We start from the raw sequence: 21,433 nt of genomic DNA, 5'->3' as shown, positions 1-21,433 counted from the left end.
CGGCGCGCACCGTCCCTCGGGGCCCCTCGGGCTACTAGCCCGCCAGGCAGGACGGGCCGAGGAGGACCTTGAGGTCGCCGAACAGGGCGGGGTCCGGCTTGACCCGGTGCCGGTCCAGGCGCAGCACCGTCGTCTTCGTCGGCCCCTGGAGCCTGATGCGGACCTCGCTGTCGCCCTTGTGGTGGCCGAGGATCTCGCCGAGGCGGCTGACCATCGGCGGGGTGACCCTGGTGGCCGGGATGGTGAGCACGACGGGCGCGTTGGTGCCCGCGTTGGACAGGTCGGGCACCTGGAGTTCCATGGCGACCAGGCGCGGCACGTCCTCGCGCTTGTCGAGCCTGCCCTTGACGAACACCACGGCGTCCTCGACGAGTTGGGTCGAGACGAGCTGGTAGGTCGCGGGGAAGAACATGCACTCGAGGGAACCGGCGAGGTCCTCCACGGTGGCGATCGCCCAGGCGTTGCCCTGCTTGGTCATCTTGCGCTGGAGGCCCGAGATGATGCCGCCGATGGTGACCACCGCGCCGTCGCCGAAGTCACCGCCGGTGAGCTGGGAGATGCCCGCGTCGGCCTTGTCGGACAGGACGTGCTCCAGTCCGAAGAGCGGGTGGTCGGAGACGTACAGGCCGAGCATCTCCCGCTCCTGCGCGAGCAGGTAGGTCTTGTCCCACTCGTCGTCGGTGAAGGTGATGTCGAGGCCGAAGCCGGGCTCGCTGGTCTCCTGCTCGCCCATGCCTCCGAAGAGGTCGAACTGTCCCTCGGCCTCCTTGCGCTTGACCGCGACCACGTTGTCGATCATCGGCTCGTAGTGGGCGGTGAGGCCCTTGCGGGTGTGCCCCATGGAGTCGAAGGCGCCCGCCTTGATCAGCGACTCCGTGGTCCGCTTGTTGCAGACGACCGCCTCGACCTTGTCGAGGTAGTCCGGGAAGGAGGCGTACTTCCCCTTGGCCTTGCGGCTCTTGATGATCGACTCGACGACGTTGGTGCCGACGTTGCGGACCGCGGAGAGGCCGAAGAGGATCACCTCGTCGCCCTGCGCGGCGAAGTTCGACTCGGACTCGTTGACGTTCGGCGGGAGCACCTTGATGCCCATGCGACGGCACTCGTTGAGGTAGACGGCCGACTTGTCCTTGTCGTCCTTGACCGAGGTGAGCAGCGCGGCCATGTACTCGGCCGGGTAGTTCGCCTTGAGGTACCCGGTCCAGTACGACACCAGGCCGTACGCGGCGGAGTGGGCCTTGTTGAACGCGTAGCCGGCGAAGGGGACCAGCACGTCCCACAGGGCCTGGATCGCCTCGTCGCTGTAGTTGTTCTTACGGGCGCCCGCCTGGAAGAGGACGAAGTTCTTCGCCAGTTCCTCGGGCTTCTTCTTGCCCATCACGCGGCGGAGGATGTCGGCCTCGCCGAGCGAGTAGCCCGCGATGATCTGGGCGGCCTTCTGCACCTGCTCCTGGTAGACGATCAGGCCGTAGGTGACCGACAGCACCTCCTGGAGCGGCTCCTCCAGTTCCTTGTGGATCGGTGTGATCTCCTGGCGGCCGTTCTTGCGCTCCGCGTAGTTGATGTGCGAGTTCATGCCCATCGGGCCCGGCCGGTAGAGGGCCGAGACGGCGGAGATGTCCTCGAAGTTGTCGGGCTGCATCTGGCGGAGCAGCGAGCGCATCGGGCCGCCGTCGAACTGGAAGACGCCGAGGGTGTCACCGCGGCAGAGCAGTTCGAAGGTCTTGGGGTCGTCCAGCGGGAGGGCGAGCATCTCCAGGTCGATACCCTTGTTGGCCTTCACCATCTTGATGGCGTCGTCCATGATGGTGAGGTTGCGCAGGCCCAGGAAGTCCATCTTCAGGAGCCCGAGCGACTCGCACTGGGGGTAGTCCCACTGTGTGATGGTCACGCCGTCGGTGTGCCGCGTCCAGAGCGGGGCGTGGTCGACGATCGGCTCGCTGGACATGATCACGCCGGCCGCGTGCACGCCCATCTGCCGGACCAGGCCCTCGACGCCCTTGGCGGTGTCGATGACCTTCTTCACGTCCGGCTCGTTCTCGTACATCGACCGGATCTCGCCCGCTTCGTTGTACCGCGGGTGCGAGGGGTTGGTGATGCCGTCGAGGTCGATGCCCTTGCCCAGGACGTCGGCGGGCATGGCCTTGGTGAGCCGGTCGCCCATGGCGTACGGGTAGCCCAGCACGCGCGCGGAGTCCTTGATGGCGTTCTTCGCCTTGATCTTGCCGTAGGTGCCGATCATGGCGACCTTGTCGGCGCCGTACTTCTCCGTCACGTACCGGATCACCTCGACGCGCCTGCGCTCGTCGAAGTCGATGTCGACGTCGGGCATGGAGACGCGCTCGGGGTTGAGGAACCGCTCGAAGATCAGGCCGTGCGGGATCGGGTCGAGGTCGGTGATGCCGAGGGCGTAGGCGACGATCGAGCCGGCGGCGGAGCCACGGCCGGGGCCGACCGCGATGCCCTGCTTCTTGGCCCACATGATGAAGTCGGCGACGACGAGGAAGTACCCGGGGAAGCCCATCGAGATGATGGTGTCCATCTCGTACTCGACCTGCTTCATGCGGTCGTCCGGGATGCCGCCCGGGAAGCGGCGGTGCATGCCGCGCAGGGTCTCCTCGCGGAACCAGCTGACCTCGGTGTACCCCTCCGGAATGTCGAACTTGGGCATCAGGTCGCGCTTCTCGAACATGCCCGTGGTGTCGACCATCTCGGCGATCAGCCTGGTGTTGTCGCAGCCCTGCTGCCAGGCGTCCGAGGAGTCGATGGCGTACATCTCCTCGGTGGACTTGAGGTAGTAGCCGGTGCCGTCGAACCTGAAGCGGTCGGGGTCGGAGAGGTTCTTGCCGGTCTGGATGCACAGCAGCGCGTCGTGGGCGGTCGCCTCGTGCGCGTACGTGTAGTGCGAGTCGTTGGTGACCAGGGGCGGGATGCCGAGCTTCTTGCCGATCTCCAGGAGGCCGTCGCGGACCCGGTGCTCGATGTCGATGCCGTGGTCCATCAGCTCCAGGAAGTACCGGTCCTTGCCGAAGATGTCCTGGTACTCGGCGGCCGCCTTGACCGCCTCGTCGAAGTGGCCGAGGCGCAGCCGGGTCTGGACCTCACCGGAGGGGCAGCCGGTGGAGGCGACGAGCCCGGTGGACCACTGGGCGATGCTTTCCTTGTCCATCCGGGGCCACTTCTGCAGCCAGCCCTCGGCGTACGCGTCGGAGGAGAGCCGGAAGAGGTTGTGCAGGCCCGTGCTGTCGACCGCCCAGATGGTCTTGTGGGTGTAACCGCCGGAACCGGAGACGTCGTCCCGCTTCTGGTGCGGCTGGCCCCACTGGACCTTGCGCTTGGTGCGCCGCGACTCGGGCGCGACATACGCCTCGATCCCGATGATCGGGGTGACTCCGGCCTTCTGCGCACTGTGGAAGAAGTCGTACGCGCCGTGCAGGTTGCCGTGGTCGGACATGGCGATGTGGCTCATGCCCATCTCGTTGCAGGCGTTGAACATGTCCGTCAGCCGCGCGGCACCGTCCAGCAGCGAGTACTGGGTGTGGACGTGCAGGTGCGTGAAGGGCGACTTCGGCACGGTACGGCCTCCAAGGATGATTGCTGTGGCGCGGAGCGCCTCGTTGAGGGGCGGTGGTCGGGTGACGGGTGGGCAGTGAGTGACGGGCAGGTGGGCTCTCCGGTAATCAACGTCGAAGTCTATGCTCCGGCACTGACACCTACAGGCTCCGCCGTCGTACCTTCTGGCGAGTGGCGCGGGCACTCCCGTGACGCGCCGCGCGTTAGGCAGGGGACGGATCAGCCGTTCCCGGACGTCCCGCACCAGGAGGCACTCAGCGATGTCGGTCCCGCAGCTCGACGACGAGCACCGCGGCGAGGAGATCCTCGCCGTTCTCGACACCGCCTTCGGCGAACTCCTGGCCGCCGACCCGGCCGCGTTCCGCGTGAAGTTCCGGAAGATGGCGGCCTCGGCGTTCGCGTTCTACCGGGGCACGGCGTGCCTCTTCTACCATGATCAGAACGCGGAGAAGCGGGGCGGACCGTACCTGGACGAACGGACGTCCCGGGTGTGGATCCACGGCGATCTGCACGCGGAGAACTTCGGCACGTACATGGACTCCAACGGCCGCCTGGTCTTCAACGTCAACGACTTCGACGAGGCCTACGTCGGCCCCTTCACCTGGGACCTCAAGCGCTTCGCCGCCTCCATGGCGCTGATCGGGTACGCGAAGGCGCTCAGCGACGAGCAGATCACCGAGCTGGTGCGGATCTACACGGCCGCGTACCGGGAGCGCGTCCACGCGCTGGCGACCGGGGCGAAGAGCGACGAGGTGCCGCCGTTCACGCTGGACACCGCGCAGGGGCCGCTGCTCGACGCGCTGCGCGACGCCCGTTCGCTGACCCGTTTCGGGCTGCTGGACTCGATGACCGTCATCCGTGACTTCGAGCGCCGCTTCGCCTCCGGCGGCGGCGCGGTCGAGCTCGACGCCGCCACCCGCTACAAGGTCCTCGCCGCCTTCGACGGCTACCTGGAGACGCTGCCGGACGCCTCGCTGGCCCGCCCGGACTCCTACCGGGTGAAGGACGTCGTGGGCCGCCGCGGCATCGGCATCGGCTCGGCCGGGCTGCCGTCGTACAACATCCTGCTGGAGGGGCACAGCGACGCCCTGGAGAACGACGTCGTGATCTACATCAAGCAGGCCCAGACCCCGGCCGTCTCCCGGCACATCACCGATCAGGCGATCCGGGACTACTTCCGGCACGAGGGCCACCGCACGGTGATCTCCCAGCGCGCCCTGCAGGCGCACGCCGACCCGTGGCTGGGCTGGACCGAGCTGGACGGCGCGGGGCAGCTGGTCGCCGAGGTCTCGCCGTACGCCGTGGACCTGGACTGGGGCGACATCGACGAGCCGGAGGAGATGGCCCAGGTCGTCGCCGACCTCGGCCGGGCCACGGCCACGATGCACGCGGCCGCGGACGACACCTCCGGCGAGTCCCTGGTGCCGTTCTCCACCGAGCGCGCCATCGACGCGGCGATCGCGGCCGACGAGGACGGGCTGGAGCCCCTGCTGGTCGATTTCGCGCACACCTACGGCGCACGCGCGCGCCGTGACCACCAGATCTTCCTGGACCTGTTCCGCAACGGCAGGATCCCGGGCCTGTGACCTTCCTCCCGCCCGGGGAGGCACAGCCCGCCGGGGAGACACAGTCCACAGGACCCCTTTAGGGATCCCTTACCGGAGCACGTGACACACTCGTTCCCATCATGGACATACCCGGAGCCCCGCTCAGAGCCGTGCGCGCGGCGCTGTTCACGACCATGGTCGTGACCCTCAGCGCCGCGTCGCACGTGCTGCTGTCCGGGGCCCCGCTGCCGCTGAACACGGTGGCGGTGATCGCCGCCGCCGTGTTCGTCCTGGCCTACGCGCTCGCGGGCCGGGAGGGCTCCTTCGGGCGGATCGCCGCCCTGCTGATCCCGCTGGAGCTCGCCGCCGACACCGTGTTCACCACCGGGCAGCACCTCTGTTACGGACGGATGGGCGGCCCGGTCGCGGGCCCGCTGCGCTCGGTCGGCCTCGACCTCCTGTGCGGCGACGGCGGCAGTGTGGGCACCCCGCTGGCCCGGGTGGCCGGCACCGCGGCCGACGGCGGTGACCGGTTCGTGGGCCTGTTCGCCCAGGCCGGTCCCGCCACCGCCTGGCTGCTGCTCGGCGCGCACATCGGCGTCGGCCTGCTGGCCGCCGCCTGGCTGTACCGCGGCGAGCGCGCGCTGGCCCAGTTGCTGGGCGCGATGGCGGCGAACACGTTCCGGCCGCTGCTGCTGGCGGTCGCCGCGGTGACCGTGCACCGGGCCCCGAAGGCCCGTCGGCCGCATCGCCCGGCCCTCCGGACCACCACGGCCGTGGACCGGTTCCTCGTGCACTCCCTGGGACGACGCGGACCGCCGCGCTCCGCCGCCTTCGCCTGAGGCGTCTGAGGCTGAGGCGTCTGAGGCTGAGGCTGAGGCGACCCTCCGCCCCGGCGTCGGCGGCCCGAGTCCGAGCATCTGCAGTCCCCCCGTACACATCCCGCACAACACTGTGCGCGTCCCCCCGTGGAGAGCATCACCATGAGCAAGCGGAACAGCCAGTCGGCGAAGACGGCGGCCCGTGAGCGTCTGCGCGTCGAGCGCGAGCGCGAGGCCAAGAAGGCCAAGGTCAAGCGCCAGCTCATCGTCGCCGGCTCGATCGTCGGCGTCCTGGCGATAGCCGGCGGCGCCGGCTACCTCATCGTCCAGGCCAACCAGCCCAGCGCGTGGGAGGCCGCGGAGGACGCCAAGCTCGTCAAGCCGGCCAACAGCAGCGGCGAGAACGGCACGACCGTCGTCGTCGGCAAGGCCGACGCGAAGAAGACCCTGGAGCTGTACGAGGACCCGCGCTGCCCGATCTGCGCCACGTTCGAGCAGGGCGTCGGTGAGACGATCCAGAAGGACGTCGCGGACGGCAAGTACAAGGTCCAGTTCATCGGCGCCTCGTTCCTGGACCGCAACCTGACCGGCGAGGGCTCCAAGAACGCCCTGAGCGCCATGGGCGCCGCGCTGAACGTCAGCCCCGAGGCGTTCCTCGCCTACAAGGCCGCGCTCTACTCGGCCGAGTTCCACCCCGCGGAGAGCCAGGACACGTTCAAGGACGACTCCTACCTGATCAAGGTGGCGAACTCCGTCGAGGAACTGAAGGACAACAAGAAGTTCCAGACGGCCGTGGAGAACGGCACCTACGACAGGTGGGCGCTGGAGATGTCCAAGAAGTTCGACGACAGCGACGTCAAGGGCACCCCGACGCTGATGATGGACGGCAAGAAGCTCACCGGGGCGGACGGGCAGAACGCGCCCATGACGGCCCCCGAGTTCACCGCGGCGATCGACAAGGCCCTCAAGGCCTGACCCCCGGCCGGCCGACCCCGCGCCGAAGAGCGGGCGAACTTTTGTGAGTTCGCCCGCTCTCGCGCGTACCTGTCAGTAACCTGATCGGCTGTGACCAGTCGACACAGATCATCCGAGAGCACCTTCTCCGCCGTCGCGGACTCCGACTCCCTTGCTCCGCGCCGCCGTACGGTCGTCAAGGCGGCTGCCGCCGGCGCGGTCCTGGCGGGGCCGCTCGCCGCCGCGCCGGCCGCCCGCGCCGCCACCGCCCAGGCCCCCGCCTTCCTGCACGGGCTGGCCTCCGGCGACCCGCTGCCGGACGGCGTCCTGCTGTGGACGCGGGTGACGCCGACGCCGGAGGCGATACCCGGCTCCGGACTCGGCCCGGACACCGAGGTCGGCTGGACCGTCGCCCTGGACAAGGCGTTCAGCACGGTCGTCGCGAGGGGCTCGACCCGCGCCACCGCCGCCTCCGACCACACCGTCAAGGCCGACATCCGCGGCCTCAGGCCGGCCACCGACTACTGGTTCCGCTTCTCCGCCGACGGCACCGACTCCCCCGTCGCCCGTACCCGCACCGCCCCGGCCGCCGACGCCGCGGTGACCGGTCTGCGCTTCGGCGTGGTCTCCTGCGCCAACTGGGAGGCCGGGCACTTCTCGGCGTACCGCCATCTCGCGGCCCGCGGCGACCTGGACGCCTGGCTGCACCTCGGTGACTACATCTACGAGTACGGCACCGGCGAGTACGGCACCCGCGGCAGGACCGTCCGCCCGCACGCGCCCGCCCACGAGATCGTCACCCTCGCCGACTACCGCGTCCGGCACGCGACGTACAAGACCGACCCCGACCTCCAGGCACTGCACGCCAAGGCGCCGGTCGTGGCGATCTGGGACGACCACGAGTTCGCCAACGACGCCTGGTCGGGCGGCGCCGAGAACCACACCGAGGGTGCGGAGGGCGCCTGGGCCGCCCGTCAGGCCGCCGCCCAGCAGGCCTACTTCGAGTGGATGCCGGTGCGCCCCGCGCTGGCCGGCACCACCTACCGCCGACTGCGCTTCGGCAAGCTCGCCGACCTCTCGCTGCTGGACCTGCGTTCCTTCCGCTCCCAGCAGGCCGCACTCGGCGACGGCGAGGTCGACGACCCGGACCGCACGCTCACCGGCCGCGCCCAACTCGACTGGCTCAAGGCGGGACTGTCGTCGTCCGACACCGCCTGGCGGCTGGTCGGCACCTCGGTGATGATCTCGCCGCTCGCCCTCGGCGCGCTCCCGGCCAGTCTGCTGAAGCCGCTCGCCGAGCTGCTGGACCTGCCGCAGGAGGGCCTCGCCCTCAACACCGACCAGTGGGACGGCTACACCGACGACCGCCGCGAACTCCTCACCCATCTGCGGACGAACGCGATCGGCAACACGGTCTTCCTCACCGGCGACATCCACATGGCGTGGGCCAACGACGTACCGGTGAACGCGGGCACCTATCCGCTGTCCCCGTCGGCGGCCACCGAGTTCGTCGTCACCTCGGTCACCTCCGACAACCTCGACGACATCGTCAAGGTTGCCGAGGGCACCGTCTCCACGGTCGCCTCACCGCTGATCAGGGCCACCAACCGGCATGTCCACTGGGTCGACACCGACCGCCACGGCTACGGCGTGCTGGACGTCACCGCCGAGCGGACGCAGATGGACTACTACGTGCTGTCCGGCCGCACCGACCCGGCCGCCACCTCCGCGTGGGCCCGCTCGTACCGGACCCGCAGCGGCACGCAGCGGGTCGAGCGCGTCCACACCCCGGTCTGACGCCCCGGACCGGTCTGACGTCCCCGGATCAGTCCTCCAGCGAGTCGAGGAAGCCGAGCGCCACCCGCCAGGTGGCCTCGGCGGCCTCCTCGTCGTGGTCCGGCAGGTCGGGGTCGGTGTAGATGTGGCCGGCCCCGGCGTACCGGTACACCTCGACGTCGGCTCCGGCGCGGCCCATCTGCAGGTACCAGGCGCTCAGCCAGTCGTCGGTCTCGAACGGGTCCGGCTCGGCGACGTGCAGCTGCACCGGCAGGTCGTCCACCTGGGCGTTGGCCGCGATGTCCGAGGTGCCGTGCAGAAGCAGCAGCCCGCGCGCCCTGCCGTCGCCGAGGGCCAGCGTCTGGGCGACCGAGGCGCCGAAGGAGAAGCCGGCGTACACCAGCCCCCGCTCCGAGTAGGGCGCGGCGGCGAGGACGGCCCGTCTCAGCAACTCGTCCCTGCCGATCGACTCCTGGTGGGCCATGCCCTCCTCGACCGTGTCGAACGTACGGCCCTCGAAGAGGTCGGGCGTCCACACCTCGTGTCCGGCGCCGCGCAGCCGGTCCGCGGCTTGGGACACCGCGGGCCGAAGGCCGTAGGTCGAGTGAAACAGCATGATGTTCATCAGGTTCCTCCGTGGATGCTCCGCCGTTCGGGGCGGAGTGGGGGTGCCCCCGCTTGCGGGGGAGAAACGGATCCCTGCGGAGCAGGACAAAGACGCCGGCATCCGCTCCCAGGGCGGATGCCGGTGCTCTGACCCGCACGTTTGGCGGTAAGGCACCATGACGCTAGTTTGTGAGCGTGACCGAAACGTGCGTGAAGCGGGCCTTCAAGTACCGCTTCCATCCAACCGAGGCGCAGGCAGCTGAGCTGTCGCGCACATTCGGCTGCGTGCGCAAGGTCTACAACCTCGCCCTCACCGCCCGTACCGAGGCATGGGCGCGGCAGGAGCGGGTCAACTACAACGCCACCTCGGCGATGCTGACCGCGTGGAAGAAGACCGAGGAACTCGCCTACCTCTCCGAAGTCTCCTCCGTGCCGTTGCAGCAGAGCCTGCGCCACCTGCAGGCGGCGTTCACCCATTTCTTCGGCAAGCGGTCCAGGTACCCCCGCTTCAAGAGCCGGAAGAAGTCCCGCAAGTCCGCCGAGTACACCACCAGCGGTTTCCGCTTCCGTGAGGGGACGCTGACGCTGGCGAAGATGGCCGACCCGCTGGACATCGTGTGGTCCCGTCCGCTCCCCGAGGGGGCGACGCCCTCCACGGTGACCGTGTCGCAGGACGCGGCAGGGCGCTGGTTCGTGTCGCTGCTGTGCGAGGACCCGGGAGTGAAACCGCTGCCCGCCGCCGATACGGCGGTCGGCGTCGACGTCGGTCTGGATCACCTGCTGACCCTCTCCACCGGCGAGAAGATCGCCAACCCGAGGCACGAGCGCCGCGACCGTACCCGTCTTGCCAAGGCCCAGCAAAACCTCGCGAAAAAGGCCAGGGGCGACGGAGCCAACCGGCGCAAGGCCCGGATCAGGGTCGCCAAGATCTACGCCCGGATCACCGACCGCAGGCGAGACAGCCTGCACAAGCTGACCACTCGGCTCGTGCGTGAAAACCAAACGCTCGTGATCGAGGACCTGACCGTGCGCAACATGGTCAAAAACCACACGCTCGCCCGGGCCATCTCGGACGCGAGCTGGAGCGAGTTCCGCTCCATGCTGGAGTACAAGGCCACCTGGTACGGGCGGGAAGTGATCGCGGTCGACCGCTTCTTCCCCTCCTCCAAGCTGTGCTCCTCCTGCGGCACCTTGCAAAAGAAGATGCCTCTGAGCGTCCGTACCTGGACGTGCGACGGCTGCGGCACGGTCCACGACCGGGATGTGAACGCGGCGGAGAACCTTCTGGCGGCCGGGCTGGCCGTGTCGGTCTGTGGAGCCGGTGTAAGACCTCAACGGAGAACTCCGGGCGGGCGGTCGGCGACGAAGCAGAAAACCCCACGGCGCGAGCCGTAGGAATCCCCCTCCCTTCGGGAGGGGGAAGATGTCAAGACGCCCATGGTGCCAGCCGGGTGTGCCGACCGGGCCAGGGGCCGGGGGGCCGTACCCACGACGGCGCGAACCTCACATGTTCACTCCGCGCGAGGCCGGTTACGTTCGAGGGCATGGAAGACGTGCTCCGCCCATTGATCGTGGTCGGCGGTTCGGTCGTGCTCACCCTGGTGCTCGGCTGGGCCACCGACCGACTGCTGCGCAAGGCCGACGAACGGCATCCCGAGACCCCGATGTGGGAGCTGCTCCGCCGCGCCCGCATCCCCTACCAGCTGCTGATCTGCGCGGCCCTGCTGAGAGGGACGTACGACCAGGCCCGGCTGTTCGAGGCCCACCGGGAAGGCATCGGGCGGATCCTGACGCTGGTGATGATCGGATCGGTCGCCTGGATGGCGATCCGGATCGCGGCGGCCGTCGTCGAGACCTCGTACACCCGGTACGCCAACGTGCACCGCGAACGCGCCCCGGCCAGGGTCCGCCGGGTGCGCACCCAGGTGACGCTGATCAGGCGGGTGGTCTCGGCCGTCGTCGGGGTGGTGGCGGCGGCCGCGATGCTGCTGACCTTCCCCGCGATGCGCACGGCCGGCGCCTCGCTGCTGGCCTCGGCCGGTGTCCTCGGCATCGTCGCCGGTGTCGCCGCCCAGTCCACGCTCGGCAACCTGTTCGCCGGACTGCAGATCGCCTTCGGCGACATGGTGCGCATCGGCGACACGGTCGTGGTGGACGGCGAGTGGGGCACGGTCGAGGAGATCACCCTGACCTTCCTGACCGTGCGCACCTGGGACGAGCGCCGGATCACCATGCCGGTGTCGTACTTCACGTCCAAGCCGTTCGAGAACTGGTCGCGCGGCACACCGCAGATGACCGGCACCGTCCTCTGGCACCTGGACCACTCGGCCCCGCTGGAGGCGATGCGTGACAGGCTCCGCGACATCCTGCGGGAGTGCCCGGCCTGGGACGGCCGCGCCTACAACCTGACCGTGACGGACAGCACGCCCACCACCATGCAGGTGCGGGCCCTGGTGACGGCCAGGGACGCGGACGACATCTGGACGGTACGGGTCACGGTCCGCGAGCAGATGATCCGCTGGCTGACCGAGGAGCACCCCTACGCCCTGCCCCGGGTCAGCACGGCCGCCGCGGAACTTCCGCCGGGCCCGGCACCGGAGTTCGGCGGCCACCGTCGCTCCTCCGGCACCGTACCGGCGGCCCGCAGCCCGCACGAGACCGCCGGGAAGCGGGAAACGCCCGTAAGCCCGGCGAGCACGGCGAGCACGGCGAACACATCAAGCACGGCCAACACCAACAAACGCTGACGGCGTCTCAGTGACCGCGTTCCGCTCCGCCGTTGACCTGGATGATCTGGGAGGTGATGTGTGCGGCGCCCGGGGAGGCCAGCCAGTGCAGGGTGGCGGCCACGTCCCCGGGCCTCCCGGCCCGGCCGTCGGACGTCTCGGCGATCAGCCGGGCCCGCCGCTCGTCGTCGAGGCCGTCGCCGAAGAAGGCGGTGTCCTCGACGTAGCCGGGCGCGACCACGTTGACCGTGATGCCGTGCGGCCCCAGCTTCCGGGCGAGGTCGTGGGCGTACGGGTGCAGTCCGGCCTTGGCCGCCGCGTACGCGAGCTGCCCGGACCCCCGGTAGGCGGCGATGGAGCTCAGGAACAGCAGCCGCCCGCCGGGTTCGGCGAGCCGGTCCTTCAGGGCCTCCGTGAGCAGGACGGCGGTCAGCAGGTTGAGCCGGAAGTTGACCGTCCAGTGGCGGGCGACGGCGTCGAGCGGGTCGTCGCCGCCGGCAGGTGGCTCGAGGAGGCCGTTGCCCCCGGCGCTGTGGATCAGCACGTCGACGGCCCCGAACTCCCGGCCCACGAAGCCGCTGGCACCGCGCACGGCCACCGGGTCGGCGAGGTCGGCGGCGTACACCGACGCCCCCGGCACCCCGGCCCCGGCCCGCTCCAGCACGTCCCCGCGCCGCCCGAGCAGCAGCACCCGGTCCCCGTCCGCGGCGAACATCTGTGCCGCCGCCAGCCCGATCCCCGTACCGCCCCCGCTGATCACCACGTTTCGCGTCATACCCCGACCCTACGAACAGAAGGCCGCGCCGGAGGACGAACTCACCGCACGCTCCGCACATCCGGATGTCGCGGCACCCGGTCCACCGCTTCGGGGTCGGCCTCCGCTCCCAGCCGCTTCGTCGGCCAGGTCGCCGGCAGCCGGACGAGGGCGACCGCGCCCCTGCCCTCGGCAGACCGTTCGACGCCCCGGTTACAGAACGCGCCGCATGGCCCGGTGCGGCATGCCCGCGTCCGGGAACTCCGGCCCGTACGCCTCGTATCCCAGCCGCTCGTAGAACCCCAGGGCATGGGTCTGCGCGTGCAGGTCGACGGCGGTGAGTCCGCGCGTGCGGGCCGCCTCCTCGATGCCCCGCACCAGCGCCGCCCCGACGCCGAGCCCGCGCGCCCGGCGGGTCACCGCGAGCCGCCCCAGAGCGCCGGTCGACGCGTCCCCGCCGTTCTTCGCGGCGGCGGCCTCGCCGTGCAGCAGACGCCCGGTGCCGAATGCCGTGCCGTCCTCGCCGAGTGCCAGCACGTGCACGGCACCGGAGTCGTACGCGTCGTACTCGAGGTCCTCCGGCACGCCCTGCTCGGCGACGAAGACCTCCTTGCGCACCGCGAAGCACGCCTCCCGGTCGCCGGGCCCCACCGCCTCGCGGACCACGTACGGGGTGCTCACGCGTACGTCTCCTCCCGGACCTGGTCCAGCGCCTGCTGCAGGTCCTCGGGGTAGTCGCTGGTGAACTCCGCCCACCGGCCGTCCCCGGGGTGCTCGAAGCCGAGCCCCACGGCGTGCAGCCACTGGCGGGTCAGGCGGAGCCGCTTGGCGAGCGTGGGATCGGCGCCGTACGTCAGGTCGCCCACGCAGGGGTGCCGGTGGGCGGCCATGTGGACGCGGATCTGGTGCGTGCGGCCGGTCTCCAGCTTGACGTCGAGGAGGGAGGCGGCGCGGAAGGCCTCGACGAGGTCGTAGTGCGTGACGGAGGGCTTGCCCTCGGCGATGACCGCCCACTTGTAGTCGTGGTGCGGATGGCGGCCGATGGGCGCGTCGATGGTGCCGCTGGTCGGGTCGGGGTGGCCCTGGACCAGCGTGTGGTAGCGCTTGTCGACCGTGCGCTCCTTGAACTGGCGCTTCAGCGAGGTGTACGCGTACTCGGACTTGGCGACCACCATGAGACCGGAGGTGCCGACGTCCAGGCGGTGCACGATGCCCTGGCGCTCGGCGGCGCCGGAGGTCGAGATGCGGTACCCGGCGGCGGCGAGACCGCCGATCACGGTCGGTCCGGTCCAGCCGGGCGAGGGGTGGGCGGCGACCCCGACCGGCTTGACGATGACGACCACGTCGTCGTCGTCGTGCACGATCTCCATGCCCTCGACGGGCTCGGCGACCACCTGGACCGGCGCGGGCGCCTGCGGCATCTCCACCTCGAGCCAGGCGCCGCCGCTGACCCGCTCCGACTTGCCGACCACCGATCCGTCGACCGTGACCTTTCCCGCGGCGGCGAGCTCGGCCGCCTTGGTCCGGGAGAAGCCGAGCATGCGGGAGATGGCGGCGTCGACGCGCTCGCCCTCCAGGCCGTCGGGCACGGGCAGGGTACGGATCTCGGGAATGGTGCTCACCCGTCGAGTATGCCGGACCGCTCGGACAACCCCGTACGCGCGTTCAGCGGGCCGGTCAGTCCTTGTGGACGGTTCCGTCCGGGTCGAGGCCCCGGAAGGACAGCAGGACGATCAGGATGCCGCCGCAGACGATCGCCGAGTCCGCCAGGTTGAAGACGGCGAAGTGCTTGGGCGCGATGAAGTCCACGACCGCGCCCCGGAAGACGCCCGGGGAGCGGAAGATCCTGTCCGTGAGGTTGCCGAGGGCACCGCCGAGCAGCAGCCCCAGCGCGATCGCCCAGGGCAGGCTGTACAGCTTGCGGGCGAGCCGGACGATCACCACGATCACCGTCGCCGCGATCACCGTGAAGATCACGGTGAAGGCCTCGCCGAAACCGAAGGCCGCGCCCGCGTTGCGGATGGCCTCGAACCTCAGCCAGTCCCCGATGATCTCGATGGGCTCGTGGTGTTCCAGCTCGGCGACCACGATCATCTTGCTGATCAGATCGAGGGCGTAGGCGACGGCGGCGACGGCGAACAGCACGGCCACCCGCCGCTTGCCGCGGGATGTCCCGGCCTCCGCTGCCTCCTGGGCATCGGTCCGGGCATCGGCCCGGGTCTCCTCGGCCCGGTCGTGCTCGGCACGGTCCTGTCCGTCCCGGTCCGCGTCCGGGATCTCCGGCGTACCGATGATGCGCTCCGCCTCTGCCACGTGAGTCCCTCAACCTAGGTACCTGACTGAGGACGAGGGTACGACACACTCCGTGCGGCCCTCGTGCTCAGGAGGCATGTGGAGGTGATCAGTAGCGTCGCTCCTGCTTCTGCTTGCACTCGACGCACAGCGTGGCCCGGGGGAAGGCCTGCATACGGGCCTTCCCGATGGGGTCGCCGCAGTTCTCGCACAGGCCGTAGGTGCCGGCGTCCAGGCGCTGCATGGCGTGCTCGTACTGGGTGAGCATCTCGCGCGCGTTGGCGGCGAGCGCCAGTTCGTGCTCCCGCGTGATGTTCTTCGTACCGGTGTCGGCCTGGTCGTCGCCCGCGCCGTCACCGGAGTCCCGCATCAGGCCGGCCAGCGACCGCTCGGACGAGCTGATCTCCTCGCGCAGTCGCAGCACTTCGGTCATCAGTTCGACCCGTGCGTCCTCGACCTCCTTCAGTGTCCAGGGATCCTCGCCCGGGCGCACCGCGAGATCGCCGGGCTCCACCGCCGCGATCCGCGCCTTGGGTACGGCGGTCTTCGCCGTCGTCGCCGTACCAGGAGTCTTCTTAGCACCCACCGTGGTCGCTCCCGTCTGCGTCGCGGCCTCGGCCGCGCCCGCGTCAGTGGCCGTGCCGCGCCCGGCCATGTCCTGTGTGCCCCCGCTGGTCCTGGTGGTGCCCTCGTGTGCGGCGCCCCGGCCGGCCCGCTCCCCGACGCCCCGCGAAGCACCGGCCCGCCCGACGCCGGCCCCCGCTCCGGCCGTTTCCCCGCCCGAGCCGTCGGCCGCCGCCGCGGAGACCGCCTTCTTCCCGGCCGCCTTCTTCGCCGCCGTTCCCTTCGCGGCCTTTCCCGCCGTCTTCTTCTCGGCCGCCGTCTTCGCAGCCGCCTTCCGCGCGGCCGCTCCCTTCGCGGCCGCCGCCTTCCCGCCCTCCTCCGCGCTCCTCCTCCCGCCCTCCCCCTCGGCTCCGCCGCCGGAAACGGGCGCGGCCCTGCTGGGCGCCGACTTCTCGTCGGCGGTCTTCTTCGCCACCATGGCCGCGGCCCCTTCACATACCGTGATCTTGCACGCGAATCGTGCTGGGACGATAAATCGGCCCGGACCCCGCGGCAACGGGGCGCACCGTCCGATTCGCCCGCCCCGCCGACGCCGCGCGGCGGACCTGCATGCGTTGTGCCCAGCTCCCCGCCGGGTATGCCATCAAGCCGGACGTCCACACATCCGAACGCCTGTACCACTCCATTCGGGCGTATGTCACCCCATGGGGGGGCCTCCACGGGGCCTCCACGGCGCGCGTGCCGCTCCGTCGACCGTCTGTGCGACAAACCGGTCGGCCGCTGTCGCCTCCGCGCCGTACACTGGGCGCAGCGAGAAGCGTGGATGGGGACGAGTAGCGGCGTACGCAGCCCAGAGCGACCCGGGGACGGTGTGAGCCCGGGGGCGAGCCCGACGTGAAGATCACCCCGGAGCCGCCGGAGGAAAGTCCTGGACCGTGGGCCCGGCCCACAGGCCCGCCCGGGCGAGTAGAACCGGCATCGCGACCCCAATGAGGGGGCTCACCGGAGCACACGACGCACCGGGGGGCCAAGGAGGGTGGTACCGCGGGAGCGCGCCGACGGCGGCGCAGGGATCGACACAGCTCTCGTCCCTCCGGACGGAAGGCAGCAAGTCCGCCGGAGGAAGCCCGCTGATGACAACGCCGACGTACCGACAGGTGCCAGCCCAGGTCGACCTGCCCGCCCTCGAGCACGCCGTGCTCGACTTCTGGCGGGAACAGAAGATCTTCGCCAAGAGCCTCGAGCAGTCCGAGGGCCGCCCCGAGTGGGTGTTCTACGAGGGCCCGCCCACCGCCAACGGCATGCCGGGTGCCCACCACATCGAAGCACGCGTCTTCAAGGACGTCTTCCCCCGCTTCCGGACCATGCAGGGCTACCACGTGGGCCGCAAGGCCGGCTGGGACTGCCATGGTCTCCCGGTGGAGCTCGCGGTGGAGAAGGAGCTCGGCTTCTCCGGCAAGCAGGACATCGAGGCGTACGGCATCGCCGAGTTCAACGCCAGGTGCCGCGAGTCGGTGACCCGCCACACCGACGCCTTCGAAGAGCTCACGACCCGGATGGGCTACTGGGCGGACCTCAACGACCCCTACCGCACCATGGACCCGGAGTACATCGAGTCCGTCTGGTGGTCGCTGAAGGAGATCTTCAACAAGGGTCTGCTGGCCCAGGACCACCGTGTCGCCCCCTGGTGCCCGCGCTGCGGCACCGGCCTGTCCGACCACGAGCTGGCGCAGGGCTACGAGACGGTCGTCGACCCGTCCGTCTACGTCCGCTTCCCGCTCACCTCCGGCCCGCTGGCCGGCGAGGCCGCGCTCCTGGTGTGGACGACCACACCCTGGACCCTGGTCTCCAACACCGCGGTCGCCGCGCACCCCGAGGTGACCTACGTCGTCGCCACCGACGGCGAGGAGAAGCTGGTCGTCGCCGAGCCGCTGGTCGCGGGGGCCCTCGGCGAGGGCTGGCAGACCACCGGGCAGACCTTCACCGGCGCCGAGATGGAGCGCTGGACGTACCGGCGCCCCTTCGAACTCGTCGAGTTCCCGAGCGCGAGCGAGGGAACCGGCGGGCACAGCTCCGAGTCGGCGCACTACGTGGTGAACGCCGACTACGTCACCACCGAGGACGGCACGGGTCTGGTCCACCAGTCCCCCGCCTTCGGTGAGGACGACCTCAAGGTCTGCCGCGCCTACGGTCTGCCGGTGGTGAACCCGGTCCGGCCCGACGGCACCTTCGAGGAGGACGTCCCGCTGGTCGGCGGCGTCTTCTTCAAGAAGGCCGACGAGAAGCTGACCGAGGACCTGGACCGCCGCGGCCTGCTCTTCCGGCACACCCCGTACGAGCACAGCTACCCGCACTGCTGGCGCTGCCACACCGCGCTGCTGTACTACGCGCAGCCGTCCTGGTACATCCGGACCACGGCCGTCAAGGACCGGCTGCTCGAGGAGAACGAGAACACCAACTGGTTCCCGGACTCGGTCAAGCACGGCCGGTACGGCGACTGGCTGAACAACAACATCGACTGGGCGCTGTCCCGCAACCGCTACTGGGGCACCCCGCTGCCGATCTGGCGCTGCGAGGACAACCACCTCACCTGTGTCGGCTCGCTCACCGAGCTGACCGGGCTGACCGGCACCGACCAGTCGGGCCTCGACCCGCACCGCCCGTACATCGACGAGGTCACCTTCGCCTGCCCGCAGGACGGCTGCGCGAAGACCGCCACGCGCGTGCCGGAGGTCATCGACGCCTGGTACGACTCGGGTTCGATGCCGTTCGCGCAGTGGGGCTACCCGTACAAGAACAAGGAACTGTTCGAGGCCCGCTACCCGGCGCAGTTCATCTGCGAGGCCATCGACCAGACCCGCGGCTGGTTCTACACGTTGATGGCCGTCGGCACGCTGGTCTTCGACAAGTCGAGTTACGAGAACGTCGTCTGCCTCGGCCACATCCTCGCCGAGGACGGCCGCAAGATGTCCAAGCACCTGGGCAACATCCTGCAGCCGATCCCGCTGATGGACCGGCACGGCGCGGACGCGGTCCGCTGGTTCATGGCGGCCGGCGGCTCCCCGTGGGCGGCCCGCCGGGTGGGGCACGGCGCCATCCAGGAGGTCGTCCGCAAGACGCTCCTGACGTACTGGAACACGGTCGCCTTCCAGGCGCTATACGCGCGCACCTCCGGCTGGGCCCCCTCCGGGGCCGACCCGGCGCCCGCCGACCGTCCGCTGCTGGACCGCTGGCTGCTCTCCGAACTGCACGCGCTCACCGACCAGGTGACCCGGGCGCTGGAGGGCTTCGACACCCAGCGCGCCGGCAAGCTGCTGTCCGCATTCGTCGACGACCTGTCCAACTGGTACGTCCGCCGCTCCCGGCGCCGCTTCTGGCAGGGCGACAAGGCCGCGCTGCGCACCCTGCACGAGGTCGTGGAGACGGTCACCAGGCTGATGGCCCCGCTGACCCCGTTCATCACCGAGCGGGTCTGGCAGGACCTGATCGTGCCGGTCGTCCCGGACGCCCCGGAATCGGTCCACCTGTCCTCCTGGCCCGAGGCGGACCTGACGGCGATCGACCCGGAGCTGTCCACCCAGATGGTGCTGGTGCGCCGCCTGGTGGAGCTGGGACGGGCCACCCGCGCGGAGTCGGGGGTCAAGACCCGCCAGCCGCTGAGGCGCGCCCTGATCGCGGCGAGCGGCTTCGGCGCCCTCCACCCCGAGCTGCACACGCAGATCACCGAGGAACTGAACGTCGAGTCCCTGGCGTCGCTGTCCGAGGTGGGCGGCTCGCTGGTGGACACGACGGCGAAGGCCAACTTCCGCGCGCTGGGCAAGCGGTTCGGCAAGCGGGTCCAGGACGTGGCCCGGGCCGTCGCGGACGCGGACGCCGCCGCGCTCTCCCTGGCGCTGCGCGAGGGCACCGCCTCGGTGGAGGTCGACGGTGAGACGATCACCCTCTCCCCGGACGAGGTGATCGTCACGGAAACCCCGCGTGAGGGCTGGTCGGTGGCGTCCGACGCGGGTGCCACGGTCGCGCTGGACCTGGAGATCACCGAGGAGCTGCGCCGCGCGGGCCTGGCCCGGGACGCGATCCGGCTGATCCAGGAGGCCCGCAAGAACAGCGGCCTCGACGTGGCCGACCGGATCGCTCTGCGCTGGACGGCCACGGAGGCCGCCATCGTCGCGGCCCTGACCGAGCACTCCGCTCTGATCGCCGAAGAGGTCCTGGCCACGGACTTCGCCCAGGGCGAGGCGGACGACTCCTACGGTCAGGCGTTCACCGACGAGGGCCTGTCCCTGACGTTCCGGCTGCGCAAGGCCTAGGCACACCCCGGGCACCCGCCCGGCACCCCCGAGGGCCCGGGCCCGCCGAGAGAGTTCGGCGGGCCCGGGCCCTCGGCACTGTGTCCGCCGGACAACTGCCCCCGGGCCTCGCACAACCGCCGCGCAGGGCCCGAACGCGCAGGACGAAAGGGCGGGGCCCCGGGTCGTCCGACCCGGGGCCCCGCCCTGAACGCTGCCGGCCGTCAGGCCGTACTCATGGCCGTGAGGCCGTCAGTTGTCGTCCTCGTCGATCAGGAACCCGCGCATCGGCGAGGGGGCCTGACCCATCGGCGACGGCCCCTGCGGGCGCACCGGCGCCATGGGCTGGGTCATCGCCGGCTGCATCTGCTGCTGGCTGCCGTAGGACGGACCGGGCTGGGCGCCCGGACCGCCGCCCATCGGCTGGCTGCCGCCGTAGGACGGTGCACCGGCCGGAGCCATCGAGGGCGCCGGGGACGGCGGCAGCGACGGGGCGGCCGGCTGACGCGGCGGGGCGAGCGAGTCGTCCGCCTGGGTCTCCAGCTGACGCAGCTGCGACTCCAGGTAGGACTTCAGCCGCGTGCGGTACTCGCGCTCGAAGCCGCGCAGGTCCTCGACCTTGCGCTCCAGCGTGGCGCGGGCGGACTCCAGGGAGCCCATCGCGACGCGGTGCTTCTCCTGCGCGTCCCGCTCCAGGGCGTCCGCCTTGGCGCGGGCGTCCCGCTCGAGACCCTCGGCACGGGAACGCGCCTCACCGACAATCTTGTTGGCCTCGGAACGGGCCTCGGCGATCGCCTGGTCGGCGGTCTGCTGGGCCAGCGAGAGCACGCGGGCCGCGCTGTCGCCACCGGGACCGCCCTGCTGCTGACCGGGGAGGCCGGGAGGACCGCCCATGGGGCCGCCGGGGCCGCCCATCGGGCCGCCGGGACCCATCTGTCCCTGCATCGGACCGCCGGGACCCATCTGCCCCTGCATCTGTCCCTGCATCGGACCGCCGGGACCCATCTGCCCCTGCATCGGACCGCCCTGGCCCATCGGCCCGGGACCCTGACCCATGGGACCCTGGCCCATCGGGCCGGGACCCTGCGGACCGCCCTGTCCACCGGGGCCGGCGGGCAGTTGCGGCGCACCGCTCGGCAGCTGGGGCGGACCACCCATGGGGCCACCCATCTGCTGCTGCGGCGGGCCCGATATGCCGGCGGGCACCGGTCCGCCGGGACCTCGCATGCCCTGCTGGGGCATGCCCTGGGGAGGCGGTCCCTGCTGCCCCTGCTGCTGGTCCTGCGGTTCAGGGGGTTTGCGCATGTTCTGCTGGTTCTGGGCAGCAGCACGCGTGGCCGCGGCCAGTTTGGCGCGCAGGTCCTCGTTCTCTCGGAGCAGGCGCGTCAGTTCGGCTTCGACCTCGTCGAGGAAGGCATCGACCTCGTCCTCGTCATAGCCTTCTCGGAGGCGGACGGTCGTGAACTGCTTGTTCCGCACGTCCTCGGGGGTCAACGGCATCTCTTCACCTCAACGTAGTCATCGGCAGTCG

General features: G+C 70.6%; 15 protein-coding genes. 7 read left to right on the top strand and 8 right to left on the bottom strand.

Annotated features, from left to right (window positions below):
* Positions 1–34: 34 nt before the first annotated feature.
* The gene (gene dnaE / locus PYS65_RS27125) at positions 35–3,574 is read right to left on the bottom strand and encodes a DNA polymerase III subunit alpha (RefSeq protein ID WP_279336558.1); all 3,540 of its coding nucleotides are present in this window, start codon (positions 3,572–3,574) and stop codon (positions 35–37) included.
* A 259-nt stretch (positions 3,575–3,833) separates the two neighbouring features.
* Here dnaE and PYS65_RS27120 point away from each other — a divergent pair, with 259 nt between their 5' ends.
* The 4 genes from PYS65_RS27120 (at position 3,834) to PYS65_RS27105 (ending at position 8,692) form a co-directional block, all read left to right on the top strand.
* Positions 3,834–5,159, top strand: a complete 1,326-nt coding sequence (locus PYS65_RS27120; RefSeq protein ID WP_279336557.1) for a DUF2252 domain-containing protein — start codon at positions 3,834–3,836, stop codon at positions 5,157–5,159.
* 101 nt (positions 5,160–5,260) lie between these two features.
* The gene (locus PYS65_RS27115) at positions 5,261–5,962 is read left to right on the top strand and encodes a hypothetical protein (protein ID WP_279336556.1); all 702 of its coding nucleotides are present in this window, start codon (positions 5,261–5,263) and stop codon (positions 5,960–5,962) included.
* A gap of 141 nt (positions 5,963–6,103) precedes the next feature.
* Positions 6,104–6,916: a thioredoxin domain-containing protein gene (locus tag PYS65_RS27110; protein WP_279336555.1), complete on the top strand. Its 813-nt coding sequence runs from the start codon at positions 6,104–6,106 to the stop codon at positions 6,914–6,916.
* Between the two features lie 90 nt (positions 6,917–7,006).
* Positions 7,007–8,692 carry an alkaline phosphatase D family protein gene (locus tag PYS65_RS27105; RefSeq protein ID WP_279336554.1) on the top strand — a complete coding sequence of 562 codons (1,686 nt, stop codon included), beginning with the start codon at positions 7,007–7,009 and terminating at the stop codon, positions 8,690–8,692.
* 28 nt (positions 8,693–8,720) lie between these two features.
* Here PYS65_RS27105 and PYS65_RS27100 read toward each other — a convergent pair whose 3' ends face one another.
* A complete protein-coding gene (locus PYS65_RS27100) occupies positions 8,721–9,296 on the bottom strand; it encodes a dienelactone hydrolase family protein (RefSeq protein ID WP_279336553.1) in 576 nt (191 codons plus the stop codon).
* Positions 9,297–9,466: 170 nt separating this feature from the next.
* Between PYS65_RS27100 and PYS65_RS27095 the strand changes: the two genes are divergently transcribed.
* Together PYS65_RS27095 and PYS65_RS27090 are read left to right on the top strand one after the other, a co-directional pair.
* Positions 9,467–10,672 (top strand): RNA-guided endonuclease InsQ/TnpB family protein, encoded by a 1,206-nt coding sequence (locus tag PYS65_RS27095; protein WP_279336552.1) that lies wholly within the window; start codon positions 9,467–9,469, stop codon positions 10,670–10,672.
* A 149-nt stretch (positions 10,673–10,821) separates the two neighbouring features.
* Positions 10,822–12,024 carry a mechanosensitive ion channel family protein gene (locus PYS65_RS27090; protein WP_279336551.1) on the top strand — a complete coding sequence of 401 codons (1,203 nt, stop codon included), beginning with the start codon at positions 10,822–10,824 and terminating at the stop codon, positions 12,022–12,024.
* A gap of 7 nt (positions 12,025–12,031) precedes the next feature.
* Here the strand turns inward: PYS65_RS27090 and PYS65_RS27085 are convergent, their stop codons facing one another.
* The 5 genes from PYS65_RS27085 to PYS65_RS27065 form a co-directional block, all read right to left on the bottom strand.
* Complete coding sequence (locus PYS65_RS27085) at positions 12,032–12,778, bottom strand: SDR family NAD(P)-dependent oxidoreductase (RefSeq protein WP_279336550.1); 747 nt, start codon at positions 12,776–12,778, stop codon at positions 12,032–12,034.
* A gap of 192 nt (positions 12,779–12,970) precedes the next feature.
* The gene (locus PYS65_RS27080) at positions 12,971–13,438 is read right to left on the bottom strand and encodes a GNAT family N-acetyltransferase (protein WP_279336549.1); all 468 of its coding nucleotides are present in this window, start codon (positions 13,436–13,438) and stop codon (positions 12,971–12,973) included.
* Entirely contained in the window at positions 13,435–14,379 is a 945-nt protein-coding gene (locus PYS65_RS27075) for an RluA family pseudouridine synthase (protein ID WP_279336548.1), read from the bottom strand. Before PYS65_RS27075 ends, PYS65_RS27080 begins: the two co-directional genes overlap by 4 nt.
* Positions 14,380–14,434: 55 nt before the next feature.
* Positions 14,435–15,070, bottom strand: coding sequence for a signal peptidase II (gene lspA / locus PYS65_RS27070; RefSeq protein ID WP_279336547.1), 636 nt, complete (start codon positions 15,068–15,070; stop codon positions 14,435–14,437).
* Between the two features lie 88 nt (positions 15,071–15,158).
* Positions 15,159–16,091 (bottom strand): TraR/DksA family transcriptional regulator, encoded by a 933-nt coding sequence (locus PYS65_RS27065; RefSeq protein WP_279336546.1) that lies wholly within the window; start codon positions 16,089–16,091, stop codon positions 15,159–15,161.
* A 655-nt stretch (positions 16,092–16,746) separates the two neighbouring features.
* Here PYS65_RS27065 and ileS point away from each other — a divergent pair.
* A complete protein-coding gene (gene ileS / locus PYS65_RS27060; protein ID WP_279336545.1) occupies positions 16,747–19,923 on the top strand; it encodes an isoleucine--tRNA ligase in 3,177 nt (1,058 codons plus the stop codon).
* Between the two features lie 231 nt (positions 19,924–20,154).
* Here the strand turns inward: ileS and PYS65_RS27055 are convergent, their stop codons facing one another.
* Positions 20,155–21,402, bottom strand: a complete 1,248-nt coding sequence (locus tag PYS65_RS27055; RefSeq protein WP_279336544.1) for a DivIVA domain-containing protein — start codon at positions 21,400–21,402, stop codon at positions 20,155–20,157.
* Positions 21,403–21,433: the final 31 nt, after the last annotated feature.

Source organism: Streptomyces cathayae, assembly GCF_029760955.1.
Lineage (GTDB): Bacteria > Actinomycetota > Actinomycetes > Streptomycetales > Streptomycetaceae > Streptomyces > Streptomyces cathayae.
Note: the sequence above shows the minus strand (reverse complement) of the source record. Positions and strands in the feature narration are given on the sequence as shown.